The organism is Arcicella sp. GW822-FHT02H01, assembly GCF_058802005.1.
Map to the genome: position 1 here is coordinate 1,300,610 of NZ_JBXANT010000001.1, position 13,894 is coordinate 1,314,503.

Annotated in this window: 15 protein-coding genes; 10 read left to right on the forward strand and 5 right to left on the reverse strand. The window is 40.4% G+C overall.

The window, feature by feature from the left end; all coding sequences use genetic code 11:
* Positions 1-67 precede the first annotated feature (67 nt).
* Positions 68-697, reverse strand: coding sequence for a hypothetical protein (locus tag AC1RNE_RS05620; RefSeq protein WP_492800045.1), 630 nt, complete (start codon positions 695-697; stop codon positions 68-70).
* Between the two features lie 218 nt (positions 698-915).
* On the opposite strand from AC1RNE_RS05620, the gene AC1RNE_RS05625 reads away from it, so the two are divergent.
* From AC1RNE_RS05625 to AC1RNE_RS05660, 8 genes are all read left to right on the forward strand, one after another.
* The gene (locus AC1RNE_RS05625; protein WP_492800046.1) at positions 916-1,545 is read left to right on the forward strand and encodes a glycosyl hydrolase 108 family protein; all 630 of its coding nucleotides are present in this window, start codon (positions 916-918) and stop codon (positions 1,543-1,545) included.
* A gap of 139 nt (positions 1,546-1,684) precedes the next feature.
* A complete protein-coding gene (locus AC1RNE_RS05630) occupies positions 1,685-1,933 on the forward strand; it encodes a hypothetical protein (RefSeq protein WP_492800047.1) in 249 nt (82 codons plus the stop codon).
* Positions 1,899-2,201, forward strand: coding sequence for a hypothetical protein (locus AC1RNE_RS05635; RefSeq protein WP_492800048.1), 303 nt, complete (start codon positions 1,899-1,901; stop codon positions 2,199-2,201). The genes AC1RNE_RS05630 and AC1RNE_RS05635 overlap by 35 nt, the downstream gene beginning before the upstream one ends.
* A gap of 61 nt (positions 2,202-2,262) precedes the next feature.
* Entirely contained in the window at positions 2,263-2,511 is a 249-nt protein-coding gene (locus AC1RNE_RS05640) for a hypothetical protein (RefSeq protein ID WP_492800050.1), read from the forward strand.
* A gap of 91 nt (positions 2,512-2,602) precedes the next feature.
* Positions 2,603-3,211, forward strand: a complete 609-nt coding sequence (locus tag AC1RNE_RS05645) for a hypothetical protein (RefSeq protein ID WP_492800051.1) — start codon at positions 2,603-2,605, stop codon at positions 3,209-3,211.
* Between the two features lie 595 nt (positions 3,212-3,806).
* Positions 3,807-4,661, forward strand: a complete 855-nt coding sequence (locus AC1RNE_RS05650; protein ID WP_492800052.1) for a hypothetical protein — start codon at positions 3,807-3,809, stop codon at positions 4,659-4,661.
* Between the two features lie 4 nt (positions 4,662-4,665).
* Complete coding sequence (locus AC1RNE_RS05655; protein ID WP_492800053.1) at positions 4,666-6,033, forward strand: phage portal protein; 1,368 nt, start codon at positions 4,666-4,668, stop codon at positions 6,031-6,033.
* A 470-nt stretch (positions 6,034-6,503) separates the two neighbouring features.
* Positions 6,504-8,459 carry a DNA cytosine methyltransferase gene (locus tag AC1RNE_RS05660; protein WP_492800054.1) on the forward strand — a complete coding sequence of 652 codons (1,956 nt, stop codon included), beginning with the start codon at positions 6,504-6,506 and terminating at the stop codon, positions 8,457-8,459.
* 298 nt (positions 8,460-8,757) lie between these two features.
* On the opposite strand, the gene AC1RNE_RS05665 is transcribed toward AC1RNE_RS05660, so the two are convergent.
* The gene (locus tag AC1RNE_RS05665) at positions 8,758-8,889 is read right to left on the reverse strand and encodes a hypothetical protein (protein ID WP_492800055.1); all 132 of its coding nucleotides are present in this window, start codon (positions 8,887-8,889) and stop codon (positions 8,758-8,760) included.
* Between the two features lie 386 nt (positions 8,890-9,275).
* Between AC1RNE_RS05665 and AC1RNE_RS05670 the strand changes: the two genes are divergently transcribed.
* Positions 9,276-9,647 (forward strand): hypothetical protein, encoded by a 372-nt coding sequence (locus AC1RNE_RS05670; protein ID WP_492800056.1) that lies wholly within the window; start codon positions 9,276-9,278, stop codon positions 9,645-9,647.
* Between the two features lie 20 nt (positions 9,648-9,667).
* Complete coding sequence (locus tag AC1RNE_RS05675) at positions 9,668-10,825, forward strand: hypothetical protein (RefSeq protein ID WP_492800057.1); 1,158 nt, start codon at positions 9,668-9,670, stop codon at positions 10,823-10,825.
* A 312-nt stretch (positions 10,826-11,137) separates the two neighbouring features.
* On the opposite strand, the gene AC1RNE_RS05680 is transcribed toward AC1RNE_RS05675, so the two are convergent.
* The 3 genes from AC1RNE_RS05680 to AC1RNE_RS05690 all read right to left on the reverse strand — a co-directional run bounded on the left by AC1RNE_RS05680 (position 11,138) and on the right by AC1RNE_RS05690 (position 13,379).
* Positions 11,138-11,428, reverse strand: coding sequence for a hypothetical protein (locus tag AC1RNE_RS05680; RefSeq protein WP_492800058.1), 291 nt, complete (start codon positions 11,426-11,428; stop codon positions 11,138-11,140).
* A 118-nt stretch (positions 11,429-11,546) separates the two neighbouring features.
* Positions 11,547-12,233: a hypothetical protein gene (locus AC1RNE_RS05685; protein ID WP_492800059.1), complete on the reverse strand. Its 687-nt coding sequence runs from the start codon at positions 12,231-12,233 to the stop codon at positions 11,547-11,549.
* 324 nt (positions 12,234-12,557) lie between these two features.
* Positions 12,558-13,379, reverse strand: a complete 822-nt coding sequence (locus AC1RNE_RS05690; RefSeq protein ID WP_492800060.1) for a DUF7833 domain-containing protein — start codon at positions 13,377-13,379, stop codon at positions 12,558-12,560.
* Between the last annotated feature and the right edge of the window lie 515 nt (positions 13,380-13,894).

The following is a 13,894-nucleotide window of genomic DNA, read 5'->3' on the forward strand; positions in this document are numbered from 1 at the left end:
GACCACGGTTGAAAACCACGGGCGAAAAAAATCACTCAATCACAACTCACTAACTCACAACTAAAAACTACATAATATTCCCCATCACACTATCCAATTCCGCCTTTGAAGGTTCTTTGGCTTTGCTCCCACTGCCCGCTATCGGTACGGGGCGTGCTAAAAGGCCAACGTTGGCAATCTCTTGGGTAACAGCCGAAAGGTCTGTTTGGGTGTCGGTTAGGTAATTCGTGAAGTCATCGTCTGTGCCAAAGTTCATTCTTTCAAAGTCTTTTAAAACCTTGTTCTTAAAAGCCCTTGGGGCATCTTTCAATGTTTCTTCGAGTAAGCTTTTGCGTGTTTCAGTTGTCTTTCCAGACTCCAACGCCGTCAACTTTTCAGTCAATTGTCTGTTGGCATCCATCAACCCCTTTGCCCACGCAGGCATGTCTGTGGTGTCGGGTTCGGTAGTGCCCCCTTTTTTGTTTTCATCCTCTTTTCGCAAGGCGTCGGCTTTGGCTTTGGTGGCTTCCGTTCTGATGCGGTCGGTTTCCGACTGAAAACTTTTGGCTAATGTTTCGACCCCACCTACGGCGGTTTCAATCGCTGATTCTTCGGGAGTAGTGCTTGCCAACATATCGGCAATTCCGTCGAGAATCTTTTCACTCAAACCCAAATTTTTGTACCTGTTTTTGAGCGAGGCTAAGATTTTTTCTTTCATAATTTTCAGAAGAATTGTAGATTTCTTTCACAAAGATATATGAAAAAAAAGTACCGTTGTATGCCCTTTTTGAATAAATTTGTATAATCCTTTTAGCCCAAAAGTTAACCTTCGTATTATCCGAATACTAGAAAATTTAGCTGGAAAAATTAATTTTATTTTTTTTCCAAAAGGCAAAAAAACTACACTTGAACACCCGAAAAAACACCTTTTTTTAAATGAACAAAAAAAAATTCATCCTTACAATGGGCATTGTATTGAAGTCGGCTATTGCTTTTCCAGCAGACTTCAACCGCTATTTCCCGCATCTCCTCAAAGCCGAGGGTGTCTTGTTTACCGTCACCCAATACGACCGCGGAGGTGCCACCAAATACGGCGTGACCCTCAGCACTTACAAACGTGCCTGTCTGCGGGCCATCGCCCTTGCGTGCGACAAAGATGCCGACGGCAAGGTTTCGGCTTTCGACCTTGCCCTCACGACCCAGCACGACATCAAACCGATTTACAAAGCCATGTACTGGAACTACGCCAACGCCCAAATCATCCACAATCAAGCCATCGCTGAAACCATCGTGGACATCCTCGTGAACTGTGGCCCCGGCAAAGACAAAGCCAATGTAAAGGCCATTCAGCGCATCGTAGGTGCCACGCCCGACGGCGTATTTGGGACAGCAACCATCCGCAAAATCAACAAGGCGAACCCTAGAAAGCTTTACAGCAAAATCTACCAATACCGCACCCACTACTACCAAGCCATAGGCGTGGGCACTCAACGAAAATTCTTGCGGGGATGGCTTAACCGCATCGAAAACTTAAAAAAAATCCACCTACATGAAAAGTACATTTAACACCATTTCCTCGCTGATTATCTGGTCAGGCCTTATCATCAGCGGACTAACGAGCTGTCAGGAATCGACGGCTACGACAGTTCACCATGCACCCACAGACTTGGCTGTACAGCTCCAAAAAACCAACCAGATAGCATTGATGCGCAAGGAAGTCGAGAACGTTGCTCAGAACCAATTTGGGGTGTGCGACACTTGCGTAACGGGCTTTAAGTCGGTGATTATCGAAAACCGATTGCTGGCAAACGAGCTGGCAAAACAGAACCTCAGGATGAAGCAAATCCTTGATAGCAATGAAGTTGAACTCCAGAAAATCCAGACATTACATACCGCAAACCGCAAAATCAGACACGATTATGAACTTCGCTACGCTTTGGCAAACAATCAATAAACTAAAAACTGAACTCACCGCCGACAAGGTTTCCCTGCTCTTTGCCTTCCTGATTGTGGTGCTGATTGTAGTTTTTCTACAATGCTCAAAGTCTCCTAAACCACAGGAAAGTCGGTCACAAATAATGATTAAACCCTCTAAAAATGATAGCCTTATCCAACAAAAGTTTCATAAGATTGACAGCACTATTGATGCTAACAGCACCTATATCAACAACTTGCAAGGCGAACGCCTCCAAAGTTATATCGACAGTGTGTTTAAACAATAGCGACACTACCATTGCCCACTACCGCAAATTGTTGCCCAAGGGTTACTACATTTTCACAGAATTGGCGGCAAAAGATGCGCTGGCAAGTAAAATTAATGCCGAGGCATTTCAGCAAAAACTAAGCATTATGGAAAAGAGTTTGGAGCAAACATCAAGCGATTTAACCCTCAGGACCATCGAGCGAGATTTTTACCAGAATAGTTTAGTTGACAAAGAAAAGGCAGTGGCAAAACTCACCAGAAAGCTATTTTTTGCTAAGGTGCTTAATTATGTAGGCGGGGTGGTGATGGTGGTTGTTTTGATAAAATGATGATGCTAACACTAAAGTAGCACGAGTTTCCAACTCGTGAAGTCATACGAGTTGGAAACTCGTACTACATATATACCTTTTTCTACAACACATGAAAAAACAACATCGCCTTCAAATCGTAGCCGATTTATACAAAAAGGGCTATTCCGTCAGGAAGATAGCCGAGTTGGCACAGCAACGGATGGCCTCCGACAAAGCCATCAGCCCCCAAACCATTCGGGCGGATATTGCTTTGCTAGTCGAGGAATGGCGACGGCAGAGAATGGGCAATATCGATGCAGCCATTCAATTAGAACTCGAACGCATAGACATGGCGATTGCTGAACTGTGGGAAGCTTGGGAGAAATCCAAAACCGACTATCAACAGCATTCGGCGAAGCAGAAAGGGAAAATATCGGTCAGCAAAAAAGAAAAAGAGCAAATCAGCCTGTTCGACGATGAAACGTTTATTAGCCTGACCGACACCGAGCAAGCCACCAAAGATGTAAAGGAATACGGCAACCCTCGGTACATCTCCGAAATCCGTTATCAGCTCATGGAACGCAGGAAACTCTTAGGTCTATACGCAACCGAACGAAATTTGAATAATGCCAAAAACAGCGAACTTCCCACCCCTACTGGCAGGATGGTGAACCTTGACGATTTTACCGAAGTCGAAAAAAAACAACTCTTATTAATCGCCCGAAAAATTGAAAACTAATATCGACATACCCGATAGCCTGCTGATTGCTATTGAGCGGGAAGCCTGTAAAAACTCGTTCTTCGAGTTCGTGCAGTCGTTTTGGGACGTCGTCATCAAAGAAGAACCTGTGTACAACTGGCACATTCCTTTGCTGTGCGACGAACTCCAGACCCTCGCAAAGTCCATTATCAGTCGTGAAAAGAAGCCTTATGACCTGATCATTAATATTCCGCCAGGCACGACTAAGTCGACCATCAGCACGATTATGTTTCCTGCATGGCTCTGGACGCAAGACCCCAGTATCCGCATCATCACCAATTCGTATTCCAACGATTTGTCGATAGAACATTCCGTGAAAAGTCGGGACATTATTACGGCAGAGAAGTACAAAAGATTGTTTCCTGAGGTGGTTATCAGGCGAGATAAATCGTCCAAAGGGGCTTATGAAAACACCCAGACAGGCGCACGCTACACCACCAGCACGGGCGGAACCATCACAGGGAAACACGCCCATGTGATTATCTCTGACGACCCGCTGAACCCCTCGCAGGCGGCCTCTGATGCCGACCGCAAGACGGCGAACGAACATACCAAGACGTTGTCGTCACGAAAGGTGAATAAGGAAAACACGCCCGTGATAACCATCATGCAACGCCTCCACGACAAGGACGTCACGGGGTATTTGTTGGATAAAAAAGGCGAAAGCATCAGGCATCTTTGCTTACCTGCGGAGGTCTCCACAAAGGTAAGTCCGCCCGAACTAAAGGAATTTTACACCAATGGTTTGTTGGACATCAACCGTTTGAACAGGACTGTCTTAGAAGAAGCGAAGGTAGATTTGGGCAGTCGTGGCTACGCCAACCAGTACGAACAGTCGCCAAGCGAAGACGGCGGGAACATCATCAAAAAAGAATGGTTTCAGTATATTTCCAACAATGAGTTTGAACGTATACACACCACCGAACCCATCATTTTCTTTGCCGATACTGCCTATACGAACCGTTCGGAAGAAAACGACCCAAGCGGGATAATAGCCACCTGCCGAATCGGGAATGCCTTGTATATCACCAAGGCCAAAAAGGTATATTATAAATTTCCAGAGTTGTTGCGGTTCTTGAGCGACTTTGCCCTAGCCAATGGCTACACCCACAACAGCAGTATCAGGATAGAACCCAAGGCAAACGGGCTTTCCATCATCCAAGTATTATCGGCACAAACGTCCTTGAATATCACCAAAACGCCCTCGCCCAAGGACGACAAAACCACCCGTTTGAACGCCCAAAGTCCGAAGATAGAATGTGGCAGGGTATACTTGGTTTCGGACAATTGGAACGACGATTTTGTGGATGAAGTCTGCGGATTTCCCGTCAAAGAACACGACGAATACGTTGATTTAATCGCCTATGCCCTTGATTATCACCTCCCTAATTTCAATAAAACTGCTAATGATTTAGCAAAATTTTTCTAACCACATGAAAGTAATAGACATCACCAAAACCGAATCGATTGCCGATTCCATCCAAATTCTACAGTCGAACATCGACGACGTCAATATTGCAACCTATCAAAAACAGTATAAAATAGACGGCCACAGCGTGTTGGACAAAACCAAACGCCCCGACAAGATAGTGCGCACCGACAACGAAGAGCAACGGGTAGAGAAAGTAGGGCGTATTCCGATAGCGTTTCAGAACAAAATCGTATCCACTGCCACGTCGTTTGCCTTTGGCAACCCCGTAGTATTACACGCCCAACCTAGTACCGACAACGAAAAGGCAGTCGTGTCGGCATTGCATAAAATACTGGAAGACAACAAGATAGACTCCTTCAATCGCAGGATGTGCAAGGATATCCTCCGCACCACACAGTTTGCCGAAATTTGGTACATCACCGAACTCGCCAAGCCTAGCAACGAGTACGGATTCTCGTCGAAATTCAAGCTAAAAGTACTGCCTATTTCGCCTTGGGACGGCAACCGTTTGTATCCATTCTTCAACAAAAACCAAGACTTGGTGGCGTTCTCGCGACAGTTTTCCTTCAAAGACATCGACAACAAAACGACAGAATACTTTGAAACGTATACGGATGAAGAAACCCTGATTTGGGCAAAACCACAAGGCGGAACTTGGGCAGAAGTGAGCCGTACCACCAACATCATCGGCAAAATCCCCGTGGTGTTCGGGCAAGCAGAACAAACCGACTGGCACGATGTTCAGCACATCATCGAGCGATTGGAAACGCTATTATCCAACTTTGCCGACACCAACGACTACCACGGCGCACCCAAGATTTTTGTGCAAGGCGAAATACAGGGCTTTGCCAAAAAGGGCGAAACCGGCGCCATCATCCAAGGGTCGGTTGGTGCCACGGCACAGTACCTTTCATGGGACCACGCCCCCGAGAGCGTAAAGCTAGAAATCGACACGCTTTTCAAGCTAATCTACTCGCTGACGCAGACGCCCGATATTAGTTTTGAGTCGGTAAAAGGGCTGAACCAAATATCGGGCATTGCCCTAGAAATGCTGTTTCTGGATGCCCATTTGAAGGTACAAGACAAGCGAGAAATCTTCGACGAATACCTTCAGCGACGCATCAACATCATCAAAGCCTTCGTCGGCACGCTCAACACCAGCCTAGCCAACGACGCCCAACATGTGCGTATCAAGCCCGAGATAGTACCCTTCACCCTCCGCGACAACAAAGAGATAATTAGCAACCTATTAGCCGCCAACGGCAACCAACCCCTCCTATCACAAAAAACCGCCATCGCCCAATCAGGTCTAGTTTCTGATGCAGAGTTGGAGTATGAGTCTATTTTGGGGGAAGCGCGTAGAGGGTAGGCTTTCGGTCGTCGGCTTTCGGTCGTCGGATGTCGGCTTGCGGTCTTCGGGGTTCGGATGTCAGTTATCGGGGTTATTGATTTGGCGTTTGGTAGTGGGGAACGCCAAATCCCGAAGGGATGAAAGGATTATAGCAAGCCGTGAAATCAGGAAACATTTAACCCCGAAGGGGTGATAGAAAGCTAAAACTCTCTGTCACCCCTTCGGGGTTTTGGTGGTGCAATCATTTTTGTTTGCTATAATCCTTTCATCCCTTCGGGATTGGTTTCCGCAATCGCTCGCTTCCAAGCGAGTGACTGTTATTATTTGGCTTCTAGCCTAACGAAGGCAATTGATCGATTGTCTTCGTTTTTTGTTTATAATGTTTGGTAGTTTGGAATAGTTTATTGGGTTCGTTAATTATAAACTTTAACAACAAGTTACTATTATTTGTTATTTAGAAAATTTAGTATCTTTGCAATAAAAAGAAATTGGAAAACAAATTTACATTTATTGATTTATTTGCAGGAATAGGAGGATTTCACTTAGCAATGCACAAATTAGGGGGAGAATGTGTTTTCGCATCTGAAATTGATGAATTTGCACGATTAACTTATGAAGCTAATTATAAAAAAATAAGTCCCCAATTATTTACTAATAATGCCTTCAACAAAGATATAAGAACCATTTCACCAAAGGATATTCCTGATTTTGATATACTTTGTGCAGGTTTTCCTTGTCAACCTTTTAGCCAAGCTGGACACAAAAGGGGATTTGACGATAATCATAATTCAGAAAGGGGTAATTTATTTTTTAACATTGCCGAAATTATAGAAGCTAAAAAACCAAAAGCATTCTTTTTAGAAAATGTGCGTGGTATTGTATCACACGATGGTGGAAATACTTTTAAAGTAATAAGAAATATTCTTGAAAAGGAATTGGGCTATTCTTTTTATTTTAAAGTAGTTCATGCTTCCGATTATGGGTTACCTCAACTCAGACCTAGGGCTTTTATGGTTGGATTTAGAGACGAAGATTTTATGAAGGGTTTTTCTTTCCCTCAACCTTTACCATTAAATTTTACAATGAGTGATGTATGGGGAGGTAATTGTAGTAGGGATATAGGTTTTACTATTAGAGTTGGTGGTCGTGGCTCAGAAATAACTGATAGGCGTAATTGGGATGCTTACTTAGTTGATGGTGTAGTTAGAAAATTATCCTATGTCGAAGCAAGAAAAATGCAAGGATTTCCAGAAGATTTTGAGTTCCCTGTCAGTCCAACCCAAGCTATTAAACAATTAGGAAATAGTGTAGCTATAAACGCTATTTATGCTGTAGGTGTTTCAATTTTGAAGCATTTAAAAAATTTAACCCCAAAATCTACTCAATTGAAAACAACAAAAAATAAAGGCGAATGGACTGAAATTCTTGTTTTTATAAAATTATTATTAGAGAGAAAGCTGTTATTAGCCAATGAGAAAATGATTCCTAATGGCAATTACTTTAAAATAAATAAAATTACAACACACAATCTAAATCTTAGTTTTTTATTATCAAATCATTCTACAATAATAATCAAAAATAAAAAAAATGGAGATACAAAAGAAATTAATATCTCAGAAGTAATAAATCATGATATTTTAGCCTTACTTATTGCTAAAATAAGAAATAGCATACAAACCTTTGAAATTCCTGATTTTAATATTATTCAGGATACTTTAGGGTTTAATGTTATAAAAGGTGGCAATAGCAATCAAAAAGCAGATATTTTATTAGACATTGAAAATGAACTAATTCAAAAAGAAGATGAAGGGTTCGGCATTAAATCTTATTTAGGTAGCAAACCTACCTTATTAAACGCATCTGGAAACACTAATTTTATCTTTAAAATTAATGGGCTTAATAAATCGTTTATAGATGATATAAATTCGATTGATAGTGCCACAAAATTGAAAGATAGAATTATAGCTATTGAAGAGTTAGGAGGTAACTTTGAATATATCCGAGCTGAAAAAGAAACAATGGATTTCAATCTTAAGATGGTCGATGGTGATATGCCTGAAATTATTGGCAAACTTTTACTCTGTTTTTATAAAGAAAGAATAAGCTCTTTATCTAAAATTACAGATAAATTGCTAGAAGGAAGTAGCCAAGATGAAAGAGTATTAATGCAAAGCAAAATAAAAAAATTATTACTTGATATTTTATTAGGTTTTTTTGCAGGTTCAAAATGGGATGGTTCATATGAATCTAATGGAACAATTGTCATGAAACGCAATGGTGATTGTATAGGTTTTCATATCATTGAAATGGAAAATTTAAAAAACTATTTATTTAACGTAATTAAACTAGACACTCCTTCTTCAACTAGACACCGGTTTGGAAAATTATATTTAGAAAAAAATGGTGAATTGTATTTTAAGCTAAATCTTCAATTGCGTTTTTAGGTTAATCCCCCGCTTGGCATAGTCTTAGACTACGTCAGTGTGTACGCAATGTTACATTGCAAAAATACAACGCATCTTACAAGGTTGTGGACTAGGCATCGCCTTCTAAACCATACTCTAATCTAAGGCTACAGAAAGCGAGCGTAGAGAGTAAGTTTTATCCAAATCAATCCCGAAGGGATGAAATGTTTATAGAAAAATAAACGATCATCATTCTACGCTGTGCGACTCCTATGGAGAATGCTATAAACATTTCATCCCTTCGGGATTACTACCCACTATAAGATAAAGAATACCCCTATTTTATCAACAAACAATGCTTCATTAAATCCATGGCATATTTAATATACCCCGTTTCTACAGTCTTCTTACCATTAATAATGGCATAGAAAGTATTCACCTGCGATTCTTGCAAGGATAAATGTTTCATCATTGAATCGCGGAACCGCCCAGACCTAAATTTTGCATTACGACCCCGCTGGAGGGTCTTCCATTGTGCAGTAAGCATAGCGGGTACAAAATCTTTGTCTTCCATCAGTTAAATATTAGTATCGAAGGCAAAATTAAGGAAGAGTTTTTGAATTATTGATGGGGATAGCGAGAATTCAGTTGGTAGGGACGTATGGCATACGTCCTTCGCAGCATAAACCGATACAGCATTAGGACGTATGCAATACGTCCCTACTGTTTGTTGGGTTACGGCTCTACCGTATAATAAGTTTTTTGATGGAAAACTTTATGGTTTTTATCATTCAATACTGAGTTTTAATACTTTTGAAATGTACATTTTAAAGTAATAATCTAAACTATAAAACGATGGTAAAGAAAGTTAAAATTGACCCAGCAGGACAAATGGTTGCTGTTAAGATAACCTTTGAAGGTTTGATTGTAGCCTCGTATCAGTACGTGCTTTGGGAAGCCCAAAGTAACCAAATACTAGAAAAGAAAGATGGAAATAACCAAAATCCGTTTGATGATACTTATTCATTGCCTTTGCCAGTAGCAAGGAATGTTGGAAGAATAATAGATGTAAGAACAAGATTTGTAGGGTTAGATACAAATATATCTAAAGAATACACTATCAGCGTAGCTATTTTTCAAAATGGAGCAATGATTGGTGAGGCTGTTGATAAAGGAGAAATAACGGGTAATAGTCAATTGTCTCAGATATATATAATACTTGTTTGAAAGCTAAACCAAATAATGAGATGAAAAAGAAACTATTACTTTTCATGATACTTGTCTTGCCAATTATTGGCTTTTCTCAAATAAAAGAACATTCTTTGCTAGTCAAAGATTTTAAAACCAATTTTGCAATTCCTGACTTGCCCGCTTTTAATATTTTAGGCAATTCGCCGAGTGATATATTACGACCAAGTGATGTAAAAGCATTATCTATTTTAGCTTCTGAATTTTATAATGGTTCGTCTATTATTGTTCCTAAATCATTTTCAATGGAAGTCGCTCCATTTTTATTAGCCAAAAGTAACAGCCTTACGCTTCATGATTATGAAAAGAATAAAGTATGGTATAGCTTTCGGGTTTCGTTAGGAACAAATACGACAACATCCAACGATATGAAATATTCAAATTTAGCAATCGGAGCCAGACTTACTTTAATTGATAAGGGTGATTTGAAAAATGATGAAAAGTTTAAAGATAAGCTATTTGAGAGTACCAAGATTGAGGTGGAAGTAGAAAATATATTGAAACAAGAATTTCTTAAAATTAATAATAAATTGATTATTGAGGTTATAAGTGATTCATCCTTAAACAATAAAATGGATGCCTATATTTCTATTAATAAGTTACAAAGGGCTAAAGAACTCAAATTATCTTACATTGAAGATATATCAAAACTTAGAGAAGAGTTTAAGCAACAGAACTGGAATAAAGAAAAACTGGAATTTGCCTATGCCTATTTAGGTGCTTCGCCAGATAGTTTAATTAAAAATATACAAACTAAAAAGCACGTGGCTTGGCTCACTGGCGCATTACCGCTAGGAAGATGGGGACAATTATTGGGGGGCTTAAACTATTCATATATCTATGCTGATAGTTTAAATAAACAAACGGACAAAACGGTGAATTATGAATTCAATACCTTTTCAGCATCATCACGTTTATATTTTGGCTCAAACCGTATTAAAGGGTTTGTAGAAGGTCAGTACAAATTTATTAGTTTAAATAGTAAAAAAGATGCATTTCTTAATGCGGGCGGAGAGTTTAATATAAGAGACGGGATATGGTTAGTAGTAAATGCAGGCATCAATTGGCATGACCTTGGTAGTTCAAATAGCAAGTCAGGATTTTATTCAAGTCTAAATCTAAGGTTTACTTTACCAGAAAATTTTAAGATGAATTAAACGCAGTCGCTCGTTTCTAACGAGTGGCGACTATTACAAGGCTTCCAGGCTAAAAAAAACTTCTATAACATAATGTCTTACAATACGTAGGGGCAATCCCTTGCGGTTGCCCTTTATTTGTCGAAAATATAATGCTAATGAACGGTAACCGCAAGGGTTACCGTTACAATAATCTCCGCCCCGCAGTCGCTCGTTTCTAACGAGTGACGACTATTACAAGGCTTCCAGCCTAAAAAAACAAATCTTCTATAACATGATGTCTCATAATTCAACGGGCATCTTGGAAATTGCCAAATCGAAGAGATGGTGTCACTACCTCAAATTCAAAATCCTATTATAAAGTCGCCAATCATGGTAGCCTGTACGTTGATGATAGTTTCCTATCCATCTGTCAAATACCTTGCTGACGGTATCTTTGATTTTCTGGTTGAGTGCCACGGTTTCGGTCGCTAGCTTTTCCTTACTTTTCTTAGGGTCTATCAAGACGACGCGACACTGCTCTATTACATACGCCTTGAATTTCTCGTGTTGAATCATACCGTTTTCCATAAAACGTACATAGTGGTGTTCGCAAATACAGTTGATTTCATAAGGTGTTTTCATGGTGTTTGAGGGGTTATGGTTGTGTTAAATGATGTGGTTACGTATATTATTAGTGGTAACGGACTGTAATGTCCTTTGATGAGTGAGCGAGGACTTATACTGATAGCATGACTTGAAGTCATGCCATCAGTTTTTCTTTGGCAACTTCCGCTATAAACCGATTATAGGCTATGTTTTTAGCTATCAGCACGAGTTCTTGATGGGTAGCGTTTGTATATTTCCTTTGTAGTTTTTCAAACAACTCTTTCTTCTCATTCGCTTCCATTTTCCAGATACCAAACCGCTCAAGGTCGTCGTAGAGACTAGAGGCTACTTGTACTTCAAAGTCGGGATGTGTGCGCTTGATGTCGGCATATTGTTGGGCTATTTGCCTACAAAGTTCCTTTTGTTCGGCTTCTGTAGGGACTATTTTCACGTTTTCTTTGGCTTGCTCAAGGGCGGTATATTGTTTCATGACGGGCTGTTTTTTGTCGGCTATCCATCTACGAAGCCACTGCACAAAGTTGGAGGAGGAAAAGAATACTTTGCCATCAGGAGAAAACTCGCCATTAAGTCCAGCCTTCAACGCTAGTTGAACTTCCATCTGTGTAAGTCCTTGATACTCTCGCAAATCATTTATGATCAATCTTATTTCCGCCTTCAATTCATCTCCTTGCGACTGGCTATATCCTAGTCTCATTTTGGCGGTAAAAATAACTTCTCCTGCCAGTTTGGTAACCTCCGCGTTGGTCATCTGCCCAATGCGTGTGCCGTGGGTTGCTTTCACAATTTCGTGCTGACGTTCGGTGAGCTTCTCAAGGGCCACGGTAGGCACACCAGCTTGCAGTGTTTTTTGGCTTAGTTGAATGGTATTCATCGCTTGATTTAATAATGTTTTTTTAAAGAGAACTTTTACCAACCCCAATCCCGAAGGGATGGTATATTTATAGAAAAACAAATGAACACCATTCTATCCTGTGCGACTCCTAGGGAGTCGAATTAGTGCGTGGTTGGCATCTTTGATGCTATAAATATTTCATCCCTTCGGGATTATTGTTGTGCTTTGGCTTAATATAACTTATTGACAGAGAGTGCTTTCCTATTAGCGGGTGACTTAAGTCACCCGCTAATAGGAAGGATGACAACTTACCTACCCCGACTCCTCACTAAGCTCCAAAATCGCCTGCGTGATTGAGTCATAATTATGTTGAATTTTCCCTTTTTGGGGCATCATGCCATGCCGATCTCTGTTTTGACATTGAATCCTAATCCAATTCAGAAAATGCCGTTTATGGTCCGACTCACTTGAAATTTTTTTATCAGTAGCACGCGTTTCGATAAAAAAGTTTTCTAACAATTGGTAATAATCCCCCTCATTGATATTATTTTTCCTTTTCGCCGACTCTTTCAGCAAGGCAGCATTGCGCATATTGGCCTCAATCTCCTCCAAGGTCGTCATCGGTGCCGTCGCCACCCCCTCTTTAATTTCTTTTTGTTCTTCTTTTACAAAATCAGGTACTTCATTTTCAACAACATCATCATTTGTTGTTATTGTTGTTGTTGTTTTTACTGTTTCTAAGTTTTCTAAGTTTTTATTAGTTTTATTATACTCGCTTTGCTTTGGTACTGCTTTGGTAAATGCTTTGGTACTGCTTTGGCATTGCTTTGGTAGTGCTTTGGTAAATTTTACCAAAGCAATTATGTTGGCAGTATACTGATTTTTGGATCTTTGACACATGGTTATAAAGCCAAAACTAATCAATTCTTCTAGTGTTTTTATGTACGTTTTATAAGAGGTCATTCCTAAATGATGCATGGCCTCCTCGCTTGGTAAACTATAGCTTGCTGGCCAGTCTAAACGATTGCATTTCTCAACACACCAAAAATATAAGGCATGATGATTAGGTCTGACAATTTCGATATTGTCTCTGCACCACTCATACCATTTTTTTGTTAATTCATAACCACTCATTTGTCAACGTTGTTTTATATACGTTTGAAGAAATATTTAATAATGTTGTACCCTGATTTGCTATCTACACGGCTAACCGTTAGCAAATAGGCTTAGGTGGGGTTTAAATTGTACTGATTAACCACAAGTGTATAATCTATTGATAATCAACGCATAACAACCCCATCCCCCAACCCGACTACGCGTCCCGCTCTTTTCAGACAGGGGAGCTTTAAACTCGAAGGTCTGCTCCCCTTCTCTGAAGGAGCTACGGTTTATACATAAGTATGTAAGTAATTTGTAATCAAAGCCTAACAACCTCATCCCCCAGCCCCTTCTCCTTCAGAGAAGGGGAGCAGATTTTGGGGTCGGGGGTGAGGTTGTTAGACGTTGATTTAAACCTATTTCTATCAGCTTTACATTTTCATCTAAAGATTTAAAGAGAGCCTAAAACTTATGTATAAACCGTAGCTCTGAAGGAGAGGGATCGGGGCGGCCGCCGCTGCGGGTGAGGTTTGAAAGGCGATAATCCTCCC